The organism is Hamadaea sp. NPDC051192, from assembly GCF_040682475.1.
GTDB lineage: Bacteria > Actinomycetota > Actinomycetes > Mycobacteriales > Micromonosporaceae > Hamadaea > Hamadaea flava.
Window position 1 is genome coordinate 23,767 of the sequence record NZ_JBFBAZ010000010.1, and the last position, 26,434, is coordinate 50,200.

A 26,434-nucleotide genomic window follows, 5' to 3' on the forward strand; every position below is an offset into this window, starting at 1 on the left:
GGTGAGGGATAGCCGGGGTTAGCGCGTCACTGCGCAGGTCGCGGTGGCCACCTTGGACGGATCGCTCTCGGAGCTGGCCCGCAGCGTCACCGTGCCGGTGGCGGCTGCGCCCGCGGTCGCCCCGACGTTGACGGTCACACTCGTCGAGGTGCCGAACCCGGTGCTGGCCAGCGCGGTGGGAAGGACGACCCGATAGCCGGCTCCGGTGACGGTTGCCGACAGCCGGAAGACGTCGGCGGTGAGCCAGGCGCGGACGTCTTCGGGATGACCGGCGCCGGTGCCGGCCGGACTTCCGGTGTTGGCCAGGGAGAAGGTGCAGGTCGCGCCGGCTGTCGCGGGGCCGTTCGCCTGCCCGGCGCCCAACGTGACCCCGCGCGGCTGCGGGCCGCTGCCGTCGAGGGACTTCACGGCCACGTGGTACGCGAGGACGCCGGTGGCGTCGACGGTGCGGCCGATGATGTAGAAGTGCAGCCGGTTGGCGGTGTCGACGAACTCGTACTGGCTGCCGGATCGCGTACCGGCGTGGAACAACGCGTCGTTGAGCTGGCGATAGTCGGCGACGGTCCGCATGACCGGCGTCCCGTCCGGGCGGTTGAAGTCCACCTTCGCGATGTCCTGCGGGTTGGCGTCGACCACCCAGGTGAAGCAGAGGTAGCCGCAGGTGCTCGTCTCGGCGTTCTTGTTCTTGGCCAGCAGTACGCCGTTGTCGGGGGTGAAGGAGTCGGCTCCGATGCGCTGCACGGTCTCCAGCGAGTAGAAGTTGTAGACCGGTGTGCCCGCGCAGAGCGGATCGGTGGTGGTGCTGCACGCGGGCGTACGGTCCGAGCTGAGTTCGACTCGCAAGCCCTGCAGGTCGCTCGCGCCGGGGATCGCCGAGCGGGCCTTGATCGTCGCCACGACCATTCCGGTGGAGGCGAGCGCGTTCGCGGACAGGCGCAGGACTTGGGCGTCGGAGATGAAGCCCAGCTTCATCCTGCTCCGCAGCGTCTGCCCGGCGGGCATCGCCGCGCCCATGGTCGCTGGGACGACCCAGCGCATGTGCGGACCGCCCGGCCCGTTGAACGAACCGCGATCCATCACGTCCCACGGACCGGAACCCACCCGGTGGTACGGCGTGACGTAGGGATTGTTGTTGTTGTCGGCGATCCCGAAGGTGTGCGCGATCTCGTGCGTGATCGTCCCCGAGCTCTCGCCTTGGCGCATGCTGGAGCTGCCCCAGAGCATCGCCCCGGCCTTCCACGACGTCCACGGCACGTAGCGGGTCGGGGCCCAGTTGGGCAGAGTCGGGTCGGGCGGGCCCCACGAGTCGGGCACGTCGTCTCGGGTCTGGAACATCATCTCGCCGAAATCCTGCCACACCGAGGTCTCGTCGTATCCGGCGTACACACGCAGCACCAGGTCGAACTGCGAGGCGATGGTGCTGCCGGCCGCGGCCCGCCAGAGCGCGTCGGCGTCGGGTTCGAGCGAGCCGTCGCAGGTGTATCCGGCCGGGCAGTTGGCCTGCTGGCCGCCGATGTCGTTCAGCCCGTACTCGAACAGTTTGCGTGGCATCCGGTAGGGCCCGAACGGCGTGAAGGTCACGCCGATGCGGCCGTTGGTCTGCTCCATCCAGTACTCGTTGACGGTGTGCCCGTGATTGAGCGTGCTGGGCTTGCCCCAGAAGTCGGCGTAGAAGCGGGCGACGTCCGGTCGGGCGACCGGGCTGATCTGTGGATTGCCGAACGGGTCGCCGTGCAACGGCTGGGTGATGACGAACGGCTGGTCGGCGAAGTCGACGGCGACGAGGGCGATGCGCAGCCGCCGCCGGCTGGGCGTCTTGGCGGGATCGGCCCAGTTCGCGCCGGGCACGGCGTGATAGTCGGCCCAGGTCATGTCCTGCTGGTCCTGCCAGCGCTGCGGGTCGATCGGGTCGTCGATCGACGCGAGGGACTGGGCCGACGAGCCCACCGGTGGTGCCACGAGACCGGTGGCGAGGACGGCGGCGACGAGGATCAGGGTGGACCGCCGGAAGGACGCGCGGAATGCGCTCACGGGAACACCTCACACAGGGAGAAAGCGTGTAGGAGTACCCGGAAACATCGACAGTAGCGGATTTCAGCCGATCTGGCAATGCGGTCGGTCAGCCCGGTAGCCGCAGGCTCACCAGGCCGAGATCGGTGGCCACGACCAGATGCGCCGCGTCGCGTACGGCGACCGCGTTGACCGTGGCCGACAGCCGCACCCGGGCCATCTCGACACCGGCGAGCGAGCGTACGCACAACGTCTGGTCGGTGCCGCCGCTGACCAGGATCGGCCGGTCGCCGAGCCGGCCGAGCGCCACGGTGTGCACCCACCCCTCGTGCGGCGTCGAGGGTGAACCGATCGGTTCGCCGGCGGCGGCGTCCCAGGCACGTACGGTGCCGTCGTTGCTCGCCGACGCGATGACGAGGCGGTCGCTGAGCTCCTCGCACGAGACGGCGTTGACGTCGTCGGTGTGACCGGCCAGGGGATCGCCGACCGGCTCGCCGGTCGCGGCGTCCCAGATTCGCAAGACCTGATCATGCCCGCCGGTCACCACGATGGGACGTCCAGCCAGCCGGGCGACCGCGACCGCGCTGACGTAGCCCTCGTGCGCCGTGATCGGCGGGTACAGCAGTTCGTGCTCGGACAGATCCCAGACGCGCACGGTGTGGTCGTTGCCGCCGGAGATCACCACCGGCCGCCCGGCGACCTCGCCGAAGACCACCGCGTTGACCATGCCGCGATGACCGGTGAACGGCTCCCCCACCGGTACGCCGGTCGCGGCGTCCCAGAGGCGTACCGTGCGGTCGTCGCCGGCCGAGGCGATCAGCGCCCGGCCACCCCACTGTCCATACGCGACTGATCGGACGCCGTCGGCGTGGCCGGTCAGGGGCGGCCCCAGCGGGCGACCGGTTCCGGCGTCCCAGCGGCGTACGGTGTGGTCGGTGCTGCCGGAGACGACGACGAGCGAACCGGCGAGCCGGCCCAGCGCGACCGCCGTCACCGGTCCGCGGTGCCCGTCGAAGGGCGCTGCGACGACCTGACGGGTCGCGGCGTCCCAGGCCCGCAGCACGTGATCCGCGCCCCCGGCGACCAACAGGGGCTGGCTTCCGGCGACCGCGACCGCCCGGACCCCGGCCGGGCCGGCGTACAGGTCGGCGACCCGCTCGCCGTTGCCCGCGTCGACGATGCGCACGTAGGCGTCGGCGCCTCCGCTGACGATCACCGGCTCCTGGCCGAGGTTGCCGAACGCGACGGAGTGCACGGCCGCCGGTTCCACCGCCGGGTCGTCGAGTGCTTCGCCGGTCTCGGCGTCCCAGAGGCGTACCGTGCGGTCGAGCGCGCCTGAGGCGACGACGGGCTGGCCGTCCACGGTCGCGATGGCCACGCTCGTCACGACGTCGGTGTGCCCGGTCAGCGGCTCGGTGATCGGCTCGCCGGTCGCGGCGTTCCAGAGGCGTACGGTGTGGTCCGCGCCGCCGGAGACGATCACCGGGCGGCCTTCGGCGTCGCCGATCGCAACCGCGGTGACGGGCGCGTCGTGGCCGGTCAGCGGGGTGTGCACCGCCCGGCGGCCGGCGGCGTCCCAGACCCGCAGCGCACCGTCGTCACCCCCGGCCACGATCACCGTACGCTCGCCGGCCGGTCCGATCGCGACGGTGCGCAGCGGCGTACCGGCGTCGAGGTGTTGCCCGATCGGCTCGCCGGAGGCCGGGTCCCAGAGGCGTACCGAGTGGTCGGCCGCGGCGGACGCGACGACGGGCTGCCCGTCGACCTCGCCGAACCCGACGGCCGTCACGGTGGCGGTGTGCCCGATCGAGGCCGGGCCGAGCGGCTGGCCGGACACGGCGTCCCAGCGGCGTACGGAATGGTCGGCCGAACCGGAGATCACGATGGTCTCGCCGTCGGCCGTTCCGGCGGCCACGGCGGTCACCATGTCCGTGTGCCCGGTGAACGGTTCCCCGATCGGTTCGCCCGACGCGGAGTCCCACAGCCGGACGGTCTCGTCGGCGCCGCCGGAGGCGATCAGCAGGCGGCCCTCGCGGGTGCGGCAGGCGACCGACAGCACCCATCCGGTGTGCCCGGTGAACGGCGCGCCGATCAGGGCGCCTGTCTCGGCGTCCCACATCTGGACCGTCTGGTCGTTGCTGCCGGAGACGATCACAGGCTGCGTCCCCCGGCGGCCGTAGGCGACGGAGGTGACGGCGGCGGCGTGGCCGGCGTAGGGCGCGGTGAGCAGTTCGCCGGTCACGGCGCAGCGCACGTGGACGCGATGGTCGTCGGCCCCGCAGATCACCGCCATGTCCTCGCCGATTCGTCCGAACGCGATGGACCGGATCTTGCCGTCGTGCTCCAGCGGCTCCCCGATGGGTTGGCCGGTCGCCGCGTCCCAGATCAGGACGGTGCCGTCGGCTCCCCCGGCGGCCACCGCGATCCCGTCCCGCACCCGGCCGACCGCGACGCAGTACGCCCCGGCGGCCAGGCCGGTCAGCGGCCGTCCCACCGGCCGGCCGGTGGCCGCGTCCCAGACGCGGACCGCCTCGTCCTCACCGCCGGACACCACGATCGGCCGGCCGTCGAGGCGGCCGAACGCCACCGAGCGCACCTCGCCGGGATGGCTGCGGCCGCCCGGCCCCGGCAGCGGGCGGCCGGTGACGGCGTCCCAGCGGCGTACGGTGCCGTCGTTGCCGCCCGAGATCACGATCGCCCGGTCGTCGACCTGGCCGAAGGCCACCGTCGTCACCCAGTCGGTGTGCTCGGCCAGCGGCGCGCCGAAGGGTCGCCCCGTGGTGACGTCCCAGAGGCGTACGGTGCGGTCGGCGCTCGCCGAGGCGACCACGGACCGGCCGGTGACCTCGCCGATCGCCACCGCCGTCACCCAGTCGCGATGCCAGGTCAGTGTCTGGTGTGGAGGGTGCTGGCGCAGGGAGGCCCAGTGGGTCGCCCACGGCAGCGGCAGGCCGCTCGCGGAGATCTCGTCGGCCAGGTGCGGCGCCCGGGCGCTGCGCGCCGCCAGTTGCAGGTACGCCGCCTTCTCGCCCGGATAGGCCTGCATCCGCCCGGCCGCTCGCCGGTACGCGTCCGCCGTGGCCCGTGCGCGCGGCGTGCGTACGTGGTCCAGCACCGCCAGCAGCGGACCGGCCGGGGTCTCGGTGAGCAGCCGCGGCTCGGCCAGCAGTTCGTCCAGGCGCCCGGCCGGGGCGGCGTGCCCGGCGACGGCCGCGGCGGTGTAGGGATGGGCGCGGGCCCAGTCGCGCGTGCCGTCCGGCAGCCGGGGCACCCGGTCCAGCAGCACGTCGACGATCACCCCGTGATCGGGCCCGGCGTCGCGGCCGGTACGCAGATGCGCGCCCAGTGCCGCGTGATAGAGCCGGTAGGCCGATCCCCGGTTGAGCCGCGTCTCGATGACGTAGTAGCCGGCGTGCTCGATCAGCCAGTCCAGGTCCCGGTTGCCGCAGCGGCGTCCGGTCAGCCGCGTCGCCAGCGCCGGCCAGACGTCCTCCCAGGGCAGCCCGGTGCCTTGGGCGTACGCGAGCGGCAGCAGCAGGTCCCGCGCGCGGTCGGCGGCGGGACCGAGGCGTCCGTCGAGGTCCTGGCGCATCGCCTCGGCCGCCTCCCGGGGCAGCGACGTACGCCAGCCCGCGTCGTACGGGTCGGCGACCGGATCGGCCCGCAACGCCAGGCTGCGTGCGGTGATCAACGCGACCAGGAACGAGTCGCCGGCGGCCTCGGCGATCGCGTCCACCACGGCGTCGAGGTACGCCGGGCGAAGACCCCGGTACGGCGAGGACTCGACCAGCTCCGTCAGGCACGACCGGACATACCGGCGCAGGCTCGGGCGGTCGGCGTACCGCCGGTCGAGATGGACCACGTCGAGGGGCGCCCCGAGCGCGCCGATGAGATGGCTGCGCGTGCCGATGAGCAACCGAAGCGGGACTCGCGTCGCGGCCTTGACCAGCGGGGCCAGCACCGTGTCGACCAGCGCGAGCCCGGCGGTGTGCGGGTCGCCGGGCTCGCCGGCCGCCTCGTCGAGCCCGTCGATCACGACGGTGACCGGATCGGCCCGGTCCCGCAGGTGCGTGACCAGTCCGCCGGGGGTGTCGACGGCGGCCACGTCTTCCACGCCGCACGCCTCGGCCAGGGCCGCGAGCAGCCCCAGCGGGGTCAGCCCGCGCGCGTGGACGAATCTGGTGATCGATCCGGGCGGCGGAACCGTGTCCGGCGGCAGCGAGTGGATGTTGGGAATCCGGGCGCTGCGGCCGGGATCGGCGAGCATGTCCAGGCGGGCGAGCAGCGCGGACTTGCCCGAACCGGGATCGCCGGTGATCACCATCGTGGGCGGTCCCGCGCCGGCCAGCCAAGCGGTGGCCTGCCGCAACGCCGCGTGCCGGCCGGTGAACAGCCACAGATCGTCACGCTCGACGAAGTCGGACAGCCCCTGCGCGGACAGGCCGGCGGCCTCGCGGTCGCGCACCCGCGCGTCGCGCTGCAACCGCAGTTCCCGGGTGCGGACGTCGACGTTGGAGTACCACTCGTCGTAGCGGCGGTTGGGGAAGAACTCGGCGGCCCGTTCGCCGACGAACAGCAGCCGGGCGGCCTGGTCGGCGACCGCGCCGCCACTCGCGGCCATCTCCGCGTTGATCTGGGTGACCAGCGGATCGAGCGGGATGTGGCGGACCTCGTGGCCGGCCAGCGCCCGCTGCCGCACCGAGCGGGTCAGCGCCTGGGTGAACGTGCCGACCCCGGCCTGCTGGTAGTCACGGGCGCCGACGATCACCGCGACCGCGGGCCCGCTCGCGGTACGCCGCAAGCGGTTGACGAACCCGACCGCGCCGGCCGCCAGCGAGCTGCCGCCGGCCCCGGCGTAGCAGGTGTCGAGGATGAACAGCAGTTGCTGGCCGACCATCTGGCCGGGCTCGTCGCTGTCGAGCAGCCGCTCGGTCAGGTCGCCGGCCCGCAGGAAGGTGAACGACCGGTCGTGGGTGGCGTCGGCCATCGGCAGCAGCAGCACGTCGCGCGCGGAACCGGCGACCTCCCCGTGCCCGGTGTAGTAGACGACGATCACGTCCTCGGGCAGCCGGGCGGCGTTCAGCAGGAACTCGCGCAACCGGTTGGTGAACTCGACCGAGGTCAGGTTCAGCCCGAAGCCCGGCACCGTCTCATAGCCCAGGTCGGTGAACAGTTGCGTGGCGCGGTCCAGTTCGGCCGCCAGTTCGGGCAGCGACGTCAGCCCCGTCGACGTGGCGTACTCGGTGGTCGCCGCGCCGACGAAGAACCGTCCCGCCACGGCTAACGCTGTCCATTCAGGAGGCCGGCGGCGACGGCCGCTCCGGTCGGCGCGGCCGACAGGTACCGCTCCACCTCGTGGGCGCTCATCCCGTTGGAGATCGCCACGTCCACCACGCGCTCGCCGTAGACGTCGCGCAGGGTGGGCCGCAGCGCCACGAAGTCCCCCGAATCGGTGACGTTGACCCAGCGGGCGACGCCCGGCCAGGTCCCGACCGGCGGCACGAGCCGATGCAGCACGATGTGCGGTACGCCCAGCGGCGAGCCCAGCGTGACCAGATCGGTGACCGGCCACTGAGGATGCGCGCACAGCGCCTCGTACGCGACCACCGAGCCGAGCGAGTGCGCCACGACGACCCGGGTGTCGGCGGAGATCGCGGCGGCGAACCGGTCCTGCACGCCCGCCCGGATCGCCGGGTCGGTGAAGTACGCCGTGACCTGCTTGAGCCAGAAGATCAGCAGCCGCTCGGAGATCCGGGCCAGGAACCGCGACCCGGCCAGCGCCAGCACCGCCGCCCGCGCGCTCGCCTTGGGGCCGAGCGTACGGCCTCCGGGTGACGGCACCGCGGGATCGGCTTCGGCGGCCGCCGCCCACCAGGCCAGCAGCAGGTCCAGTTCCGGGCCGTCCTCGACGTCGTCGGCCGTCAACGGCGGCACGTCACCGCTGAGCCGTCGTCCGGCCGGCCGGAACAGATCGCCGTAGAAGACGCATTCGACGTCGGAGGCGGCGACCTCGACCGGCGCGATCAGTCCTTCGAGGACGGCGTTGTCCAGGCCCCCACGCAACGCGGGGATCCACCGATCGGCCATCTGGGGACGGCTCGCGTACGTGTTGTTGATCCCGTGCACCACTACGACGCGCGCCATAGCGGCAAATCTATCCGCTGCGGACAACTGATGCCGAGCCCGCGAGGGCCGCGTCCGATAACGCGTGTCGATGGCGCGGGAGTGCGCGGCGTCGATATGCTCGCGTCGGGTCCACCCCGCCCGCCGTACGCGGTTCTCCAGAAGCGAGCCACGCCGTGCAGATAAGCAGACCCGGTGACGACGCGGTTCCGCCGGGACCGTTTCGCGACCTGGTTGACAGGTTGCACGACCTCTACCTGCTCGCCGGCGGCCCGTCGGCCCGGACCATCAGCTCGGCCATCTTCAAGAACCGGCTGCTGGAGGCGGTCTCCCACGAGACCTACCGGGCCGCGCTCAAGGGCACTTACCTGCTGTCCTGGCCGAAATACCTGTCGATCGTCGCCGAGCTGAACCGGCGTACGCCCCGGCCGCGGGCCGAGCCGGAGATCCTGACCGAGTTTCAGACACTGTGGACGCTCGCCCAGCAGGACTACCGAACCCTGCGTTCCGGGCGTGGGCTGCCGTCGCCGCCCCGGGCCGAGAACGGCTCCCGGCCGGTGCGTCAGCTGCCCGACCGCAACACCTGGTTCACCGGCCGCCGGGCGGCCCTGATCCGGCTGCGCAACGCGTTCGATCAGCATCCGACGGCGACGGTCGTGCTGCACGGGGTCAACGGCACCGGCAAGACCCAGCTCGCGGCGGAGTACGCGTACCGGTATCCCGACGACTATCCGGTGACCTGGTGGATCCGCTGCGCCAGCGCCGATCAGGCCCGCGCCGACCTGACCGACCTGGCCACCGAGCTCGGCCTCGCCGACGGCGACCGGTCGCTGGGCGCGTTGAAGGCGTACCTCAGCTCGCCGAACCTGCCCTACCTGCTGATCTTCGACGGCGTGGAGGATCGCCAGGTCCGCGGCCTGATCCCCAACGGCGGCGGGCACGTCCTGGTCACCACGACCGACCGCGAACTGGCCTACGACACCTCGATGATCGAGGTCGAGGTGCTCGACTTCGGCCCTGACGAGGCGGCCGAGTTCCTCGAACGCCGGCTGCCGGAGAGCACGGACTCCGAGCGCACCGAGATCATCGAGCTGGCCGGGCGGCTGCCGCTGGCGCTGGACATCGCGGCCCGCATCGACCTGGAGACCCTGCGCGACTCGCACGCCCCGTCCGGCCCGCTGGTCGGCACGGTGCGCGCGGTCCGCGAGATCCTCAGCCCCGATCATCGCCGCATCCTGGACCTGTTCGGCTGGTTCGGCGCGGCCCCGGTGCCGATGGCGTTGCTGCAACGCGACGGGACGGTCAAAGGCCGGGTCGGCGAGATCCTGGCCAACCCGATCGAGCTGCGTATCGCGCTTCGTGAACTTGCCAACTACGGCCTGGTCCGGCTGGGCGCGCACCAGGTGGAGATGACTTCACCGGCCCGGCAGGCGCTCGTCGAGATCATCCCGGCCGGGGACGCCGAGGTCGCTTGGCACCACGTGCACGAGATCCTCGCGCGTACGCGGCTGGGGCCGCCCGGCTCGGCGCTCGCCCAGGGCTACCGCGACATCGACGCCCACCTGCAACCGGCCCGGCTGGTCGAGTCCGACAACCCGAACGCCCAGCACCTGATCATCGACCAGATCAGGTTCCGGGCGCTGGACGGCGACCTGGCCGGCGCGGCCGACCTGGCCCGGTCGGCGGTCGAGCAATGGCAGCGGCCCGGCTCGCTCGGCCCGGACCACGAACTCGTGCTGCGCGCCCGCGTCGAGCTGGCCGCCGCGCTGCGCGGCCTGGGGGCGTACGCCGAGGCGCGGTCGCTGGCCTCGGCCGCGGTGCGGCAGTTGCAGACGAGCGCGGCGTACGGTGCGGATCACGAGCTGACCCTGGCCGCCGAGGTGGGGGCGGCGCTGGACCTGCTCATGATGGGCCGGTACACCCGGGCGGTCGACGCGCAGCAGCAGGCGTACGAGCGGTCGGTGGCGGCGTTGGGCTCGGCCCATCCCCGGACGGTGGACTGCCGCCGCAACCTGGCCGCGAGCCTGCGCCACGCCGGGCAGTACGCCCAGGCGGCCGATCTCGACCAGCACGATTTCGACCGGCTGGCCGCCTCGGACGACGCCATCGACGCCGTCCGGGTCGCGTTCGCGCTCGCCGACGACCTGACTGGGCTAGGCCGGTTCGAGCCGGCGCTGGACCTGCTCGACCAGTACACCGCCAAGGGCACGCGGCTCATCGGCGACCACGATCCGGGGGTGCTGGCTGCGGTGCGTACGGCGGCGATGGTGCGCCGACGCCTCGGCCGGCCGGGTGCGCTCGACGAGCTGGCGGCGTTGCACCTGCGCTGCGGGGACCTGCTCGATCAGGCCGCGCCGCAGATGCTGGCGGTGACGCTGAGTTACGCCAACGCGCTGCGGGAGGCCGGGCGGACCAGCCGCGCCGAGCAGCTGATCATCGACGCGATCTCGGCGTACGAGCGGCGGCTGTCCGACCGGCACCCGCTGGCGGTGGTGGCCCGGGTCAACCTCGCCGCCGTCCATCGCGCCCAGGGCCAGTGGCCCATCGCCCGGCAGCTCGGCCAGCGGGCCGCTGAGCAGCTCCGGCGTACGCTCGGCGCCGACCACCCGTACGCGATCGTCGCCGCGGTCAACCACGCGACGGATCTGGCGTTGACCGGCGACCGGGCGGGCGCGGTGGCGGCCTCGCGATCGGCGTACGCGGTCGCGGACCGGGTCCTGGGGCCGGAACACCCCGACACCCTCGCGGCGGGCACGAATCTGGCCCTCGACCTGGTGGCCGTCGGAAGCGCCGACGAGCCGTTGCGCGAGAGCATGCTCGCGGGGTGGACGAAGCTGTTCGGGGAGCATGAACTGGTCGCCCGGTTCGCCCGGGGGAACCGGGTGGAGTGCGACCTGGACCCCTGGCCGATGTGACCGTGACAGCCGGATGGATTCGCAGGTCAGCCGGGCACTGACGGGGTCACCCGGGTGGCGTCAAGTTTTGCCAAGTTCGAGGGTTTCCGCTGGGGAATGATCTCCGCGCATCCTATGGTGAATCGCCGGGCAAGCCTGCCTGGAGATGAGAGAAACCCGCACCCTATGGGGAGCATATGGTGAACGCAGCAACTATGCCGGAGACCGTTTCCGGCGAATGGTCGCCGCTTGTGGACCTTTCCGACCGTCGGATGCTCGACGTGATCCAAGGCGGTGACGACGCCCTGGCCAGGGCGGCCCGCCGGGTGATCCGGGCGCTGGACGACCCGGACGGGATCATCTCGGCTTTCCAGTCGTTCACCTCGTCCTGAATCACTGCAGGATGACGACGGCGCCGGTCGGCGGGGTGAGCCTGCTCCGGGACGCGCAGCGGGCGGCCGCACCATGGCCGTACGCCGAGCTGGACCCGGGGCGGTTGCGCGCCGCCGGCTGGCGACCCACTCCGGTTCGCGACCTGATCCTCAAGGTCCACCAGCGGTGCAATCTGGCCTGCGACTACTGCTACGTCTACGAGTCGGCCGACCAGAGCTGGCGGGACCGCCCGGCGGTGATGTCCACCGAGGTGTGGCAGGCCGCCGTCGACAACCTCGCGCGCTACACCGCCCGTCATCGCGTACGCCGGGTGCGGGTGATCCTGCACGGCGGGGAACCGCTGCTGTTCCGCCTCGACCGCATCGAGCGACTCGTGGCGTACTTGCACGCCAAGCTGCCGTTGAGCACCCGGGCCGAGGTCGGGATGCAGACCAACGGCGTCCTGCTGACCCGGCGCACGCTGGAACGGCTGGTCGGTTTGCAGATCTCCGTCGGCGTCAGCGTCGACGGGACGGAGGCCGACCATGACCTGCATCGGCGTACGCGGTCCGGCCGGGGCAGCTTCGCCGGTGCCGCCAAGGCGCTGGAACTGTTGCGGGAGCCGGATCTGCGGCCCGCGTACGCCGGCATCCTGTCCACCGTGTCGGCCGAGTCGGATCCGATCGCGACCTTCGAGACGCTGTCGTCGTTCGACCCGCCGACGATCGATTTCCTTCTCCCCCATGCGAATTGGGCCACTCCGCCGCCGCACGCGCGGCCCGGGGCGACCCCGTACGCCGACTGGCTGATCGCGGTCTTCGACCACTGGTACGGCCGGCAGGATCCCATCCGCGTCCGGCTGTTCGACGACATCCTGGCGCTGCTGCTGGGCGGCGCGAGCGGCTCCGAACAGGTCGGGCTGAGCCCGGCCGGGATGCTGGTCGTCGAGTCCGACGGGGCGATCGAGCAGGTCGACGCGCTGAAGTCCGCCTACCCCGGCGCCGCGGCGACCGGGCTCGACGTACGCCACCACGACCTCGACGACGTCTTCGACGACCCGGGCGTGGTCGCCCGTCAGCTCGGCCGTCAGGCCCTGTCGGAGATCTGCCTCGGGTGTCCCGTCCGCGAGGTCTGCGGTGGCGGCCACTACGCCCACCGATACCGGCCGGGCGCCGGGTTCCGCAACCCGTCGGCGTACTGCGCCGATCTGCGCCGCCTCATCGATCACATCACCGCGCGCGTCGCAGCCGATCTGCGGCGCGCCGCCGCACTGGAGAGACCTGAGAAGTGACGACGTTCCACGAACTAGATACCGACACCTTCACCGCACTCGCCGTGGGCGACGGCGGACCGGCCGCCATCGCTGAGTTGCAGCGGGCGCAGTTGAGCCGCCACTTGATCCTCATCGGAAATCTGCTGCGGGAATGGCCGGGGACGCCGGCCGAACGCGACGCCATCGGCGCGGTCCTCGACCGGGCGCGCGACGCCGACCCGGACCGGTTCGCCGAGGTCGTCGGCGCTCCGCTGGTCGGCTCCTGGTCCGGCATCGCGACCCGCGCCCTGGGCCAGGGCATCGCCGACCCGTCCGACTTCGGGCAGCTCGCGGGCATCGCGGCGGTCGCGGCCGCGGCTTGTGGCGTACCGGCCGACCTGGTGGTGCCGATCCGCAACGGTGTCGCGTCGGTGCCGGGCCTGGGCGCGCTGTCCACCGGCGACGCCCCGGTGCGCCTGATCGCCGACGGCGGTCAGCTCACGGCCGATGTCGGCGGGCGCCGCGTACTGCTGTCCGGGGATGGGGACGTGCCTGGGTTGCAGCGGGTGCGGGACCTGACCGCGCCCGGCGTGCGGATCGCGCTCGACGACGTCGACCCGTACCGGCACGGGCATCACGCTCCCCCGGCGAACCGGCTCGACGACGCCGACTTCGAGCAGTGGGAGAAGCTGTTCGGCGAGGCGTGGGGCCTGCTGACCCGGCGGCTGCCCGAGCGCGCCGCGGAGCTCGCCGCCGGGCTGCGGACGCTCGTGCCTTTGCAGACCGACTCCCGGGCGGCCCGCAGCGCCACGATCAAGTACGCCTTCGGCGTCTTCGGCCTCACCCTGCCGCCGTCGGCGGCGGAGTTCGCGGTGACGATGGTGCACGAATTCCAGCATTCGAAGCTCAGCGCGATCCTCGACCTGACGCCGATGACCGACCCGCACGACACCAGCCGCCACTTCGCCCCGTGGCGGACCGACCCCCGCCCGCTGGCCGGTCTCCTGCAAGGCGTGTACGCCTTCGTCGGGGTGGCCGACAGCTGGCGTGGACTGCGTCTCGAACCGGAGATCGCCGAGGAGGCCACCCGCAAGTTCGCCGAGGCCCGGATCAACGTCGCCGAAGGACTGCGCTCGGTCGAGGCGTCCGGCTCGCTGCTGCCCGATGGCGTACGCCTGGTGCGCGGTCTGCGCGAGCGCACCGACGAACTGCTCGCCGAGCCGCTGCCGGACGAGGTCGTCCAGGCGGCCGAGCTGGCCTTGGGCGACACCTTGCGGCAGTGGCGCGAGCGGAACCCGGCCACCGCCGGGTGACCGATCAGGTCGGGGGCGGCTCGATGTCGCCCTCGGTCCGTTCGTCCCGTTCGATGGCCTGCACCTCGGGATGGTTGGCCCCCAGCGAGTCCCGCAGCGCGCGGTAGGACGTCTGCCGGTATCGGTCCGCCTCGGCCGTCTTGCCCACCGCCCGCAGGTCGTGCGCCAAATTGATCCCGCGCATCAGCAGGTACGGGTGCTCGGCGCCGTTGCGGGCCTCGTGGCCGCCACCCGACAGCTGCTGGCTGATCTGGTACATCTGCTCCGACAGCGCGGCGGCGGCCTCGTGCTCGCCGGCGATGGACAGGTCGGTCGCCCGGGAGACCCCGGCGCAGATGGTGTACGGGTGGCTGGCGCCCAGCACCTCGGCGAAGTCGGCGTAGCAGCTCTCGCCGAGGACGCGGGCGTCGTCGTAGTCGCCCATCGACCGCATGAGGATGCCCTGGTTGACCCGGGCGGCCAGGGTCAGCGGGTGCTTGACGCCGAAGTAGAGGTCGTAGCGTTCGAGCGCGTCCTCGAGCAGCTGGGCCGCCTCGTCGGGCTCGCCGACCTGGCGCAGCACGTTCGCGTAGCTGACGGCGGCGGCGTTGGTGAACTCGTGGGTCTCACCGAACCGGCTCAGGCTGCGTTCGAGGTGCTCGCGGAGGACCGCCCGCGCCTCGAAGAGGTAGCCGAGCTTGCGCAGCAGGATCGCGTAGGTCCGGTCGGCCAGCAGGACCTGGCTGCTGCCCGCGCCGAGGGCGTCGGCCAGCGGCTCCCGCCACTGCTGGATCCACTCCAGACCGGCCCGGTACGCCCCCATGCCGTAGTAGTTGCGGGCCTGGTTGATGTACGCCGCCAGGGCTCGGGGGTCGGTGCCGCCGACGTCTTCCCAGTGGTTGGCGATCTCGCGGTCCTGTTCGAAGGCCTGGGCGAAGTCGCCGATCATGCGCAGGTCGACGGCGAGGTTGGCCTGCGCCCGCAGGGTGTACGCCTCGGCCGCGTTGAACACGTGCCGGTGCCGGGCCAGCGATCCGGTGTCGAACTCCAGCGCCTCGTTGTAGCGTCCGGCGATCCGCAGCGAATGGCCCACCTGGTTGGCGTGGATGAGGGTGAACTCGTGCATCTCGCCGATCTGCGGGCTGGCGCACATCCGGTCGTAGGTGTCGTTGGCGATGTCGCGGGCCTCGCTCGCCTGGCCCAGTGCGCGCAGCGCGTTGGACTGGACGCTGGACGCGCGCAGCGTGTAGAGGCCGTCCGGGCCGAGCAGCGGGTCGTCGCTGGGCTGGCTCCAGTACGCGACGGCCTCGGTGGAGAGCCGGACGCTGTTCTCGTAGTCGCCGATCAGGTAGAGGTAGCGGGCGTGGTCCAGCACCGCGACGCGCGCGTCGTCGTCCTCGGCGTAGATCATCCGGGCGCGGTCGAGGTGCGGGCCGAGTTCGGCCTGGCTCTCCAGCTCGCCGCGTTCGTCCGGGTCGCCGGGGTTGGCGGCGGCCAGCAGCCGCTGGGCGTTGCGCAGCGTCACCTCCGCCCGGTCGGCCGGCAGGATGTCGCGCAGGATGTCCTGGACCAGGCGGTGCACCTGGATGCGCTGCGCGGGGTCCACCTTGGCCAGACCGCGGTTGTTCAGGTCGCGCACGACCCGGCTGAGCGCGACCGGATCGTTGAGGGTGGTCCGCAGGGGCTCGGTGACGCGGGCCGACTTGCCCCGGCTGAGCAGGTTCTGCGACACCGGCTCGCCGGAGAGGAAGGACAGCAGCTCGAACAGCTGGGCGGTGGCCGGGGCCTTGTCCCGCAACGTCTCGCTGGCGAGCGTGACGAACGCCGTGACCGTGATCGGATAACCGTAGGGCTTGGACTCCGACAGCAGGTCCGAACGGCGGTGGCTGTCGAGCAGCTCGATGTACTCGGTCACCGGCATCGCCGTGGACTTGCACCACAGGACCGCCTGCTCCAGCGCCAGCGGCAGGTCGCCGAGCTTGTTGGCCAGCGCCTCGGCCTCGCCCTCCTTGAGCTGCAGGCCCCGGCCTTGGAGCAGCTGGATGCTCTCACCGCGCGGGAAGACGTCGACCTCGATCGGCCGGCCGACCGCGCCCCACTCCGGGTTGCGGGTGGTCACGATGACGTGGCCGCCGGTGGCGGGCAGGAACGGCTTGAGCACGTCCGGGTCGTCGGCGTTGTCGTAGACGAGCAGCCACGGCACCCGCAGACCGGCCAGCGCGTCGAGCACCGTCCGCGCGGTCTGCTGCCGGTCCTCGGCGACGGTCAGGTGCAGCGTCTCGGCGAGCTGGGTCAGCGACGCCAGAACGGTCGCCGTGCGCTCGGCCGGAATCCACCAGACCAGCTCGTAGTCGTCGAGGTGCCGGTAGACGTACTCCACGACGAGCTGGGTCTTGCCGACACCGCCGAGGCCGTGCAGGGCCGGCGGCAGGACCGCGGCCTGCTCGCCGCTGCTGAGCACGTCGGTCAGGCTGTCGAGCAGCTCGCTGCGGCCGGTGAAGTGCCGGTTCCGGGTCGGTACGCCACCGCCGACGACCCGGGTCTCCGAGCGACGCGGCGGCACCGCGCCGCGTGGCGACGGCGGCGTGAACGGGGGCGGCGTGGCGAGCGGTCCCGCGCCGCCGCGCAGCACGACGAGGGCGGCCAGGTCGACGCCGAGTCCACCGGCGACGGTGTCGACCCAGGTCCGCAGGCCGTCGGAGACCGGGCCGGTGAGCAGCTCGGACAACCGGCTGGCGAAGGCGAGCACCTGGGGTACGCCGTCCTCGGGGATCGGCAGGCCCTCCATGATCCGGATCGCGTTGGCGGTGTCTCGCCAGGTACGCATCGAGTAGAGCTGCTCGGCGCCGCCGAGACCGTCCACCGCTTCACCGATCTGGTGGGCGGGCAGGTTGGCGAGCAGGCCGCGCAGGTGATCCCGGTCGGGCACGGACAGCAGTCCGGGGCTCAGGTCGCTCACTGCCGCCCGCACGGCGGCGATCTCGCCGACGTGCTGTTCGGCGATCACCGAGGCGAGTACGCGCAATCCGCCCGAGCACGCGTTACAGGCGTTGACCAAGCTGGACAGCTCGGGGCGTACGTCGGCGAAGCGTTTGATCCGCAGCGGCCGGCGCAGCTCTTGGCGTACGCGGTCGACGAGTTGGTCGCGGACGGCGGGATCGGCCAGTTCCGGCAGCCGGACGAGCATGTCCACGAGGCTTTCCAGCGTTCCTCGGGTCGCCGACTCGGCCATGGGCCCTCTTTCCCCTCGTGAGCGCAGGTCCTCAGTGAACCGATACCCGAACGGATCGTAACCGACCGCGACCATCCCACAAAACATCGGAAACGGTGAATCGTCTCGGCGTCGCGTCCGGGTGCTTTAATCGAAGGACGTGCCATTAGGGAGGCCCTGTGTGAGCAGCGGCGCCGATCGCCGACACGGTGAGATAGTCACGTTCTACTCGTTCAAGGGCGGCACCGGGCGCACCATGGCGGTGGCCAATGTGGCCTGGATCCTGGCCTCGGCCGGCCACCGGGTGCTGGCCGCCGACTGGGACCTCGAATCGCCGGGGCTGCACCGGTTCCTCCATCCGTTCCTCGACGTCGCCCGGCTGTCCACGGCCGGCGGGGTGATCGATCTGATCCGCGAGTTCGAGCACGCCACCGAGGCCGGTGAACCGCAGGACCCGGCCTGGTACGCCCATTACGCCGAGGTGGACCGCTACGCCCTCCCCCTGACGTGGTCGTTCGGCCGGGGGCGTCTCGATCTCCTGTCGGCCGGTCGGCAGAACCGGGATTACGCCACCCATCTGGGCGACCTCGACTGGGACGACTTCTACGAGCGGCGGCACGGCGGCCGGTTCTTCGACGCGCTGCGGGAGGACATGCGCCGGCGCTATGACTACGTCCTGATCGACAGCCGGACCGGGCTCAGCGAGCTGGCCGACATCTGCACCGCGCACCTGCCCGACACCGTCGTCACCTGCTTCACCTTCGCCGAGCAGGCGATCTCCGGCGCGTCCGCGCTCGCCCGGGAGATCGCCAGCCGGCATCGCAACCGGGCCATCCGCGTACTGCCGGTGCCGATGCACATCGACCGGAGCCAGGCGGCGCAGGCGCAGGCCGGGCGGACGGTCGCGATGCGGCGCCTGGCGGGGCTGCCGGCCGGGCTGACCGACGCGCAACGCCGCCGCTACTGGACCGCCGTCGAGGTGCCTTACCAGCCCGCGTACGCGTTCGAGGAGATCCTCGCCGCGGTCGCCGATCCACCGGGCGTGCCGGGGACGTTGCTGTCGGCGTACGCCGAACTGGTGCGGCACATCACCAACGGACAGGTCACCGGACCGCCCATGCTCAACGAGAGCGTGCGACGGCGGACCGCCGCCCGGTTCGTCCGCACGCCCGATCCGGTCGTCAGCGACATCACCCTGCACTACGCCCCGGCCGACGCGGTCTGGGGCGAATGGGTCGCGTCGATCTGCCGGGGCGCCGGGCTGGCCGTCGCCGACCCGTGGCTCGACGGCGTCGACCCTGCGCCCGGTGCGACACGGCTGACCCTGGTCTCGGCCGCCAACGCGGCCGCCCTGTCCCGGCTGACCCACGACGAGCGCGCCGAGGCCGGCGGGCCGCCGCTGGCCGCATACATCGCCGACGTCGCGCCGGTGACCACCTTCGACGCCGCGCACAGCGCCCGGCTGTGGGGTGACGACGTGGTCGCGGCGACGACGAACCTGCTCACTCTGCTGGGGCACGCCGGGACCGTCCTGGATGGACCGAATCCGCCGATCCGGTTCCCGGGCCGCTCGCCGTCGATCTTCTCCGCGCCCCGGCGCGAGCCCCGCTTCACCGGCCGCGGCCACGAGATGCGCGAGCTGCGCGACCGGCTGCGCGATCACGAGGGCGCGGCGCTGCTGCCCGGTGGGTCGCGCGTCGCGGTCCTCGGCATGGGCGGCATCGGCAAGACCCAGCTCGCCATCGAGTACGCGCACCGCTACGCCGCCGCGTACGACCTGGTGTGGTGGATCGACGCGGCCGGTGACGTGACCGCTCAGCTGGCCGCGCTGGCGCCGCACCTGGCGGTCAAGCGGCCGTCGCCGGTCGCGGCCGCCCGCGCGGCCCTGGCCGCGCTCGAACGCGGTCGCATGTCGGGCGACTGGCTCATCGTCTTCGACGGGGCCGACGACTTCGACGCCGTCGCCGGGCTGCTCCCGCGCGGTTTCGGGCACACCCTGGTCACCTCGCGCGACCCGGCCTGGGCCGAGCACGCCGAGCCGGTGGAGGTCGGCCTGTTCGACCGGGCCGAGAGCATCGCGCACCTGCGCCATCGGCTGCCGACCATCCGGGACTCCGAGGCCGTCCAGGTCGCCGCGTCGGTGGCGGATCTGCCGGTCGCGGTCGCGGCGGCTGGGCGCTGGCTGGCCGACACCGGCCGGCCGGCGGCCGAGCTGCTGGTCGAGCCCGAGCGGATCGGCTCGCGGCTGCGCTGGTGGAACGCCTCGCTCGACCGGTTGCGGACCGAAACGGCGGCGGCGTACCGGCTGCTGGAGGTGTGCTCCGTGCTCGGGCCGGAGATCGATCTGTCCATCGTGTACAGTGACGCGCTCGCCGAGGCGCTGGCCGAGGTCGACCCGGCCGTCACCGATCGCTGGACGCGCGGCAAACTCGTGCAGACCTTGACTCGGCTCGCCCTGCTCCAGCTCGACGTCCGCAGGCCCGAGGCGGGCGGCGCCCGGATCGTCGTCCACCCCGTGCTCCAGCAGGTGATCCGATCGCGGATGACCGAGCCGGAGCTGGCCGCGACCCGCCATCATGCGCACGTGGTCCTCGCCGCGACCCGGCCCCCGGCCGACGAGGACGATCCGCGCGGGTGGACCGCGTACGCCGAACTCGGGCCGCATCTGGACGCCTCCGGGGCGGCCCGGTGCACCGATCCGGCCGTCCGGCAGCTGCTGCTGCACCGGTTACGCCACCTGCGACACCGTGGCCAGTACGCCGAAGGCCGCCGGCTCGGCCGCAGCCTCGAACAGACCTGGACCGAACGCCTGGCGGTCAGCGAGGAGCCGGACGCCGCCGAGCTGCGCCGGCAGTTGGCGTACCTGAAGTTCCAGGTGGCGTCCTTCCCCGAGGGCTGACGTCTCTGAAGGCTGAGCCCGCAGCCGGTCAGGCGTCGGCGATCACCCAGGCCAGCGCCTGCGGCAGGATCTCCATCGCGCCGAAGTGCGCCGTGTCGGCCTGAATCTGCACCTCGACCTGTTTGAGCTGCGATGCGAGCCATTCCGTATGCCCCACCGGGGAGAACGAGTCGTCCGCGCCATGCCACAGCAGCACCTCGGTGTCCACGCCGGACAGCTCGAAACCCCAGTCGCGCCGGAACGCCAGGGCGTCGTCCACCCAGCCGTGCCCGCCGTAGCGCATCGCCTCGACATAGGTGTCGGTGATGTGGCGGCGGAACGCAGCGTCGTCGATCACCCGCAGATCCGAGTCCCGCAGTTCGCCGCGCAACGCGTCCATCAGGATCCGCGGATCGCGGCGCACATGATCGGCCCGTTCCAGCAGCCGCTGGGTGAACAGCGCGATGTCACGGTCGGCCACCTCGTAGTCGCTCGTGTTCCCCTTGGCCATCCCGTCGAACCAGGCCAGGCCGGGTGCGTCCGGCGGGGCGATGCTCACCAGCGCGGCCGTCCGGGTCACCCGGCCCGGCAGGAGCGCGGCGCAGGCCAGTGCGTGCGGGCCACCACCGGACCGGCCGATCACGGCGAACGTTTCCAGGCCGAGATCGTCGGCGATCGCGGCCACGTCGTCGGCCGCGTCGCGCACCAGCCGGCCGGGCACCCGGGTCGAATCGCCGTATCCCGGCCGGTCGTAGGAGATCAGGCGCACGCCCATCCGGTAGAGCACGATGCTGCGCGGACGCGGACCGCTGCGGCTGCCCGGCGTACCGTGCATCAGGAAGACCGGCCGTCCGTCGGGCGCGCCGCTCACCTCCACCGACAACACCCCGCCGCGCGGCGACGGCACCAGGCGCGGTTGTGCACGGCGCGTATTGGACACGTGACCTCCCGTGTCCGAGCCTACGGCAGGCGGGCGTCTGGCACGATGCCAGAATGATCTCCGACGCCGAGGCCGCCGCACTCTACGATGTGCTCAATCCGTGGGACCCCGGCCGGTACGCCTCGGATGCCTTCTACCACCAACTGGTGATGGCGGCCGACGCCGTTCTCGATGTCGGTTGCGGAACCGGGTCGATGCTGCACTATGCCCGATCGCAGGGGCACCGTGGCCGCCTGGTCGGCCTCGATCCCGACCCGGCGATGCTCGGTCGCGCCGTTGTGCGTACCGATGTGGAGTGGGTTTCGGGAGCCGCCGCCGACGCGGCCTGGACCCGCGAGTTCGACATGGCCACCATGACGAGCCACGCGTTTCAGTGCCTGACCGGCGACGAGGAGCTACGCGCGTCGCTGAACGCGATCCGCGCGGGGTTGCGCGACGGCGGGCGCTTCGCCTTCGAGACGCGGCATCCGCAGGCGCGGGCGTGGGAGCAGTGGAATCCGGCCAACGTCAGCGACATCGCCGATCCTCCACTGCGGAGCTGGTACCGGGTCGACGCGGTGGAGGGCGACGTCGTCACCTTCACCGGCCTGCTCGGCGACGCCGACGGCACGGTGCTGCGGACCGAGCAGACCGCGCTGCGCTTCCTCGACGTGCCGGCGCTGAACGCGTTCCTGACCGAGGCGGGCTTCGCGATCGACGATCAGTTCGGCGGCTGGGACGGTACGCCGATCGGCCCGGACAGCCGCGAGATCATCACGATCGCCCGCCGGGTCTAGGCGCTGACGCCGGCCGGATTGTCCTGGCCGAGGTAAGTGCCGTGGCCCTGCGCGACGCGGTCGCCGTCGAAGATCAGCACCTCGTTGACGAGGTTGCCGCGCTGGTTGCGGTAGTTGATGACGATCGTGCTGACGCCCGCGTAGACCGCCTCGACGCTGAAGCGCAGATCCGGGATCGCCTGCAATCCCTTGCCCCAGTACGCCCGCAGCGCGTCCTTGCCCCGCAGGACGCCGCCGCTGTCGGGGAAGAGCTGGACGGCGACCGGCGAACTGAAGACCACGTCGTCGTGGAAGTGCGCGAGGATCGCCTCCAGGTCATGGCTGTTCCACGCGTCCACCCAGTGCCGGCTGAACTCGGCCGCCCGCTCGTTCGTGATCATGTACCCACCTTACTTGCCGCCCTGCACGCGGGTTTCCAGCGCGGTGAAGAACTCCTCCTCCGACTGGCCGGACTGGGCGAGGAAGTCCGCGAACACCGCCTCCGTACGCGCGTCGCGCTCCTCGATCGGCGACAACGGGAACATCGCGCTCACCCGGGGCAGACGCCGCGCGTTCTCGGCAGCGTCCTCGAAGTCCCAGCTGTCGCCGGCCGGCTCCGGCGACGCCTGGCCGCTGCCGCCCGCCGCCGTCAGCAGGTCCTCGAAGTCGTCGCCGTCCCCGCCGGTGATCCGCTCGTACGCCTCCGCAGCGACGTAGTCGAGCAGCTCCCAGTCGGGCCACTCCTCTTCGGCCCATTCGTGTGACGGCCGTCCGGCCAGGGCGCGTACCTCGTCGACGTCGGCGAGCGCGTCTGGATCGGCGACCACCCGTTCGAACGACTCCCGGCCGAGGCCGACCAGCCACGACTGGAAGTACCAGAACCCGTCGTCGGAGCAGTGCGAGTCGCAGATCGCGTACGCCGCGCCCCACAGCTGCCAGGTGTCGGCCCGCTGCTTCTGCCGCTCCAGATGCAGGTCGAACGCGATCAGATCGGCCACCGGGCGCTCGGCGAGCGCGTCGGTGAGGTGCTGGGTCCGGTCGGGTCCGCTCTTCTTCGCGGCCTCGACGAGATCCCAGAACGCTTCGATGTCCATTGGCGCACTATGACACGCCGCGTACGCCGCCGGGCCGCGACCCCGATATGGGTCAGGCCATCGGGAAGCCGACGTAGTTCTCGGCGAGCGTCGTGGCGGCGGCGGTGGACGAGGTCACGTACCGCAGTTGCGACAGTTGCAGCTCGCGGGTGAACGGGTCGTCGTCCACGCGGTGCAGCATCGAGGTCATCCACCAGGAGAAGTGCTGCACTCGCCAGACTCGCTGGAGGCAGATCTCGGAATACCGCCGCAGCAGGCCGGAGCCGCGCCCGGCGTAGTACTCCGCGAAGCCTTCCGCGAGCACGGCGACGTCGGCGACGGCGAGGTTCAGTCCTTTCGCTCCGGTCGGCGGGACGATGTGCGCGGCGTCCCCGGCGAGGAACAGCCGCTCGTGCTGCATCGGAGTGACCACGAAACTGCGCATGGCCGCGACCGACTTCTCCAGGATCGGGCCTTCGTTGAGCTGCCAGCGGGGATCGTCGCGATCCAGCCGCGTACGCAGCTCGTCCCAGATTCTCGCGTCCGGCCAGTCCGCGACGTCGGTGTCGGCGGGAACCTGGAGATACAGCCGGGTGATGTCGGGCGTACGCATGCTGTGCAGGGCGAATCCACGATCGTGGTACGCGTACACCAGCTCGTCAGAGGCGGGCGGCGCCTGCGCGAGCACGCCGAGCCAGGCGTGCGGATACTCCCGCTCGAAGACGGTGAGCGCCGACGACGGGATGCCCGCCCGGCTGATCCCGTGGAAGCCGTCGCACCCGGCGATGAAGTCGCACTCCACCGTCGTCTGTGTCCCATCCACGTCGAAGGTCAGCTCGGTGCCGTCCACCTGGACGTCGGCGGCTTCGAAAAGCAGCGGACGTTCCGTGTCGAGCCGCGCGCTGATCAGGTCCTTGACCAGCTCGTGCTGGCCGTAGATGGTGATCTCGCGGCCGGTCAGCTCGGTAAGCGGCACCCGGTGGCCGACCCGGTCGAACAGCAGCTCGACGCCGTGGTGGACCATGCGCTCGCGCAGGAGCCGGTCGGCCAGCCCGGCCGCGGTGAGCAGGTCGACGGTGCCGTGTTCGAGCACTCCGGCGCGGATGCGTTTCTCCACGTGATCGCGGGTCTGGCGGTCGACCACGACGGAGTCGATGCCGTTCAGGTGCAACAGATGCGCGAGCACGAGGCCGGCTGGTCCGGCCCCGACGATGCCGACTTGCGTCCTCACCCCGCCACTCTCCCCCAGGCCCGGCTCACAGCCCGGCTCACGGCCTGGCTCGCGCCCCGGCTCGCGCCCCGGGTTGGCGCTGGATCAGGGTTCCAGGTCGAATCTTGGGCCAAGATTCGACCCAGATCCGTGATCCGGCGCCAAACGGGGGACCCGGGCGGAGGCATGGCGCGGGCAGCCATCAGAACGGGTACGCCGGGATCGTCCCCCGGAGGGTGACCCAGCGTTGCTCGGTGAACGCGTCGAGGTTGCCGGCGCCGCCGAAGCGCGCCCCGGTGCCGGAGTCGAGGACGCCGCCGAACGGGGCGACTGCCTCGTCGTTGACGGTCTGGTCGTTGATGTGGACGATGCCGCTCGGGATCTGCTCGGCCAGAGCCAGGCCGCGCATCGCGTCGCCGGTGAGGATGCTCAGCGACAACCCGTAGGCGGAGCCACGGGCCAGCGACGCGGCCTCCTCGAGGTCGGTGAACGGAACGACCGGGGCGACCGGCCCGAACACCTCCTGCGCGTACGCGGCCATGTCGGGGCGGACCTCGGCGAGGACGGTCGGCCGGTAGAAGAGGTCGTCGAAGGTGCCACCCGCCGCGAGCCGGGCTCCGGCGCCGACGGTGTCGGTCACCAGCGTGTGCACCTTGTCGCGCTGGGACGAGTCGATCAGCGGCCCCAACGCCACGGGAGCGGTGAACGGATCGCCGACCGGCAGGTGCGATGCGTGTTCGGCCAGCGCGGAGACGTAGGAGTCGTAGACCGCGGAGTGCACGAGGTGCCGGCCGGCGGTCATGCAGATCTGGCCCTGGTGCAGGAACGAACCCCACGCCCCGGCCGAGACCGCCTTGTCGATGTCGGCGTCGGCCAGCACGATCAGCGCCGAGTTCCCGCCCAGTTCCAGGTGGACCCGCTTGAGGTGGCGGGCGGCGAGTTCGGCGACCTTGCGGCCGGTGGAGGTCGCGCCGGTGAAGGAGATGACCCGGATGAGCGGGTGGGCGACCAACGCCTCGCCGGCTTCGGCCCCACCGGGCACCACGTGCAGCACTCCTTCGGGCAGGCCGGCTTCGGCGAAGATCCGGGCGAGGGCGAAGCCGCCGCTGACCGGCGTACGGGGGTCGGGTTTGAGCACGACGGCGTTGCCCAGCGCCACTGCCGGGGCGACCGAGCGGATCGACAAGATCAGCGGCACGTTGAACGGGGAGATCACGCCGACGACGCCGACCGGGACGCGGCGCAGCAACGACAGCCGCGGCTGGTTGGTCTGCAGGATCTCGCCTTGCGGCCGGTGGGCCAGGGCGGCCGCCTCGTAGCATTCCTGGGCGGCGACGCCGACGGCGAAGTCGGCCATGCCGGGCACGGCGCCGGTTTCGCGGATCACCCAGTCGCGTAGCTCGGCGGCGTGCTGTTCGACGAGCGTGCCGGCACGGCGCAGGACGGCCGCGCGTTCCTCGAAGCTGGTGCCCGCCCAGTCGCGCTGGGCGTTCGCGGCAGCCACGGCCGCCTCGGCGACGTCGGTCGCGTCGGCGAGCCCGCTGCGGCCCAGCACGCCACTGGTAGCGGGTTCGACGATCGGGATCGACCCGCCGTTCGCGGGCTGCCACCGGCCACTGTAGATCTTGCCGTCCCAGGTGTTCGCGTCGAAGAAGCTCATCGAGATTTCGCTTTCTGGATCTGGGCGTACACCCGGCCCCGCAACTCGGTGAACCGTGGGTCGGCGCGGGTGCCGAGCTGGTCGCGCTCGTCGGGCAGGTCGATCGGGAAGTCTTCGGCCACTCGCGTCGGCGACGCCGACAGCACGATGACGCGCTCCCCCAGATACACGGCTTCATCGATGTCGTGGGTGACGAACAGCAGGGTCACGCCGAGCCGCCGCCACACCGCGCGGATCAGGTCTTCCAGATCCGCGCGGGTCTGGGCGTCGACGGCCGCGAACGGCTCGTCCATCAACAGCACTTTCGGCTGGTACGCGATGGCGCGGGCGATCGCCACCCGCTGCTGCATGCCGCCCGACAACTGCCACGGGTACGCCGAATGGGCGTCCTCCAGCCCGACGGCGGCCAGCGCCTCCCCCACCAGGGCGGTGCGTTGCTGGCGGGGCAGCCCGGCGGCCTTCAACGGCAGTTCGACGTTCTGGCGTACGCGTAGCCAGGGGAACAGGGAGCGGCCGTATTCCTGGAAGACGACGGCCAGCCCCGGGGTCGGCCCGGTGACCGGTACGCCTTGGACGCGTACTTCGCCGGCGGTGGCCGGCAGCAGTCCGGCGACGCAGCGCAGCAGCGTGGTCTTGCCGCAGCCGGACGGGCCGACGACGCAGGTCAGCGATCCCTGCGGGACGGTGAGGGTCAGGTCGCCGATGGCTTCCACCCGGCGGCCGTGTCCCTCATAGACCTTGCGCAGCCCGCTTACTTCGAGCAT

At 72.0% G+C, this 26,434-nt stretch carries 16 protein-coding genes; 6 read left to right on the forward strand and 10 right to left on the reverse strand.

The window, feature by feature from the left end; all coding sequences use genetic code 11:
- Positions 1 to 18: 18 nt before the first annotated feature.
- The 3 genes from AB0M47_RS06670 to AB0M47_RS06680 form a co-directional block, all read right to left on the reverse strand.
- Positions 19 to 2,031, reverse strand: a complete 2,013-nt coding sequence (locus AB0M47_RS06670) for a peptidase M6 (RefSeq protein ID WP_363409492.1) — start codon at positions 2,029 to 2,031, stop codon at positions 19 to 21.
- An 88-nt stretch (positions 2,032 to 2,119) separates the two neighbouring features.
- The gene (locus AB0M47_RS06675; protein WP_363409495.1) at positions 2,120 to 7,288 is read right to left on the reverse strand and encodes a caspase family protein; all 5,169 of its coding nucleotides are present in this window, start codon (positions 7,286 to 7,288) and stop codon (positions 2,120 to 2,122) included.
- A gap of 2 nt (positions 7,289 to 7,290) precedes the next feature.
- Positions 7,291 to 8,154, reverse strand: a complete 864-nt coding sequence (locus AB0M47_RS06680; protein ID WP_363409498.1) for a hypothetical protein — start codon at positions 8,152 to 8,154, stop codon at positions 7,291 to 7,293.
- Between the two features lie 155 nt (positions 8,155 to 8,309).
- On the opposite strand from AB0M47_RS06680, the gene fxsT (AB0M47_RS06685) reads away from it, so the two are divergent.
- The 4 genes from fxsT (AB0M47_RS06685) (at position 8,310) to AB0M47_RS06700 (ending at position 13,964) form a co-directional block, all read left to right on the forward strand.
- On the forward strand, positions 8,310 to 11,048 hold the full coding sequence (fxsT, locus tag AB0M47_RS06685) for an FxSxx-COOH system tetratricopeptide repeat protein (RefSeq protein WP_363409500.1): 2,739 nt from the start codon (positions 8,310 to 8,312) through the stop codon (positions 11,046 to 11,048).
- Positions 11,049 to 11,242: 194 nt separating this feature from the next.
- On the forward strand, positions 11,243 to 11,419 hold the full coding sequence (locus tag AB0M47_RS06690) for a hypothetical protein (protein WP_253762480.1): 177 nt from the start codon (positions 11,243 to 11,245) through the stop codon (positions 11,417 to 11,419).
- An 11-nt stretch (positions 11,420 to 11,430) separates the two neighbouring features.
- Entirely contained in the window at positions 11,431 to 12,690 is a 1,260-nt protein-coding gene (locus AB0M47_RS06695; protein WP_363409503.1) for an FxsB family cyclophane-forming radical SAM/SPASM peptide maturase, read from the forward strand.
- A complete protein-coding gene (locus AB0M47_RS06700) occupies positions 12,687 to 13,964 on the forward strand; it encodes an HEXXH motif domain-containing protein (protein WP_363409506.1) in 1,278 nt (425 codons plus the stop codon). Before AB0M47_RS06695 ends, AB0M47_RS06700 begins: the two co-directional genes overlap by 4 nt.
- A gap of 4 nt (positions 13,965 to 13,968) precedes the next feature.
- On the opposite strand, the gene fxsT (AB0M47_RS06705) is transcribed toward AB0M47_RS06700, so the two are convergent.
- Positions 13,969 to 17,175, reverse strand: a complete 3,207-nt coding sequence (gene fxsT / locus AB0M47_RS06705) for an FxSxx-COOH system tetratricopeptide repeat protein (RefSeq protein ID WP_363409509.1) — start codon at positions 17,173 to 17,175, stop codon at positions 13,969 to 13,971.
- Between the two features lie 160 nt (positions 17,176 to 17,335).
- Between fxsT (AB0M47_RS06705) and fxsT (AB0M47_RS06710) the strand changes: the two genes are divergently transcribed.
- A complete protein-coding gene (gene fxsT, locus AB0M47_RS06710; protein ID WP_363409512.1) occupies positions 17,336 to 20,053 on the forward strand; it encodes an FxSxx-COOH system tetratricopeptide repeat protein in 2,718 nt (905 codons plus the stop codon).
- Between the two features lie 28 nt (positions 20,054 to 20,081).
- Here the strand turns inward: fxsT (AB0M47_RS06710) and AB0M47_RS06715 are convergent, their stop codons facing one another.
- Positions 20,082 to 20,972 carry an alpha/beta hydrolase gene (locus tag AB0M47_RS06715; protein WP_363409515.1) on the reverse strand — a complete coding sequence of 297 codons (891 nt, stop codon included), beginning with the start codon at positions 20,970 to 20,972 and terminating at the stop codon, positions 20,082 to 20,084.
- A gap of 53 nt (positions 20,973 to 21,025) precedes the next feature.
- On the opposite strand from AB0M47_RS06715, the gene AB0M47_RS06720 reads away from it, so the two are divergent.
- Entirely contained in the window at positions 21,026 to 21,748 is a 723-nt protein-coding gene (locus AB0M47_RS06720) for a class I SAM-dependent methyltransferase (protein WP_363409518.1), read from the forward strand.
- Here the strand turns inward: AB0M47_RS06720 and AB0M47_RS06725 are convergent.
- From AB0M47_RS06725 to AB0M47_RS06745, 5 genes are all read right to left on the reverse strand, one after another.
- Complete coding sequence (locus AB0M47_RS06725) at positions 21,745 to 22,128, reverse strand: nuclear transport factor 2 family protein (protein ID WP_363409521.1); 384 nt, start codon at positions 22,126 to 22,128, stop codon at positions 21,745 to 21,747. The two genes, AB0M47_RS06720 and AB0M47_RS06725, sit on opposite strands and share 4 nt — an antisense overlap.
- Before the next feature lie 9 nt (positions 22,129 to 22,137).
- Positions 22,138 to 22,821: a DUF4240 domain-containing protein gene (locus AB0M47_RS06730; protein WP_363409524.1), complete on the reverse strand. Its 684-nt coding sequence runs from the start codon at positions 22,819 to 22,821 to the stop codon at positions 22,138 to 22,140.
- Positions 22,822 to 22,873: 52 nt separating this feature from the next.
- Positions 22,874 to 24,031, reverse strand: coding sequence for a 4-hydroxybenzoate 3-monooxygenase (locus tag AB0M47_RS06735; protein WP_363409527.1), 1,158 nt, complete (start codon positions 24,029 to 24,031; stop codon positions 22,874 to 22,876).
- 181 nt (positions 24,032 to 24,212) lie between these two features.
- Positions 24,213 to 25,670, reverse strand: coding sequence for an aldehyde dehydrogenase family protein (locus AB0M47_RS06740; protein ID WP_363409530.1), 1,458 nt, complete (start codon positions 25,668 to 25,670; stop codon positions 24,213 to 24,215).
- On the reverse strand, positions 25,667 to 26,434 hold the full coding sequence (locus AB0M47_RS06745; protein WP_253762469.1) for an ABC transporter ATP-binding protein: 768 nt from the start codon (positions 26,432 to 26,434) through the stop codon (positions 25,667 to 25,669). Before AB0M47_RS06745 ends, AB0M47_RS06740 begins: the two co-directional genes overlap by 4 nt.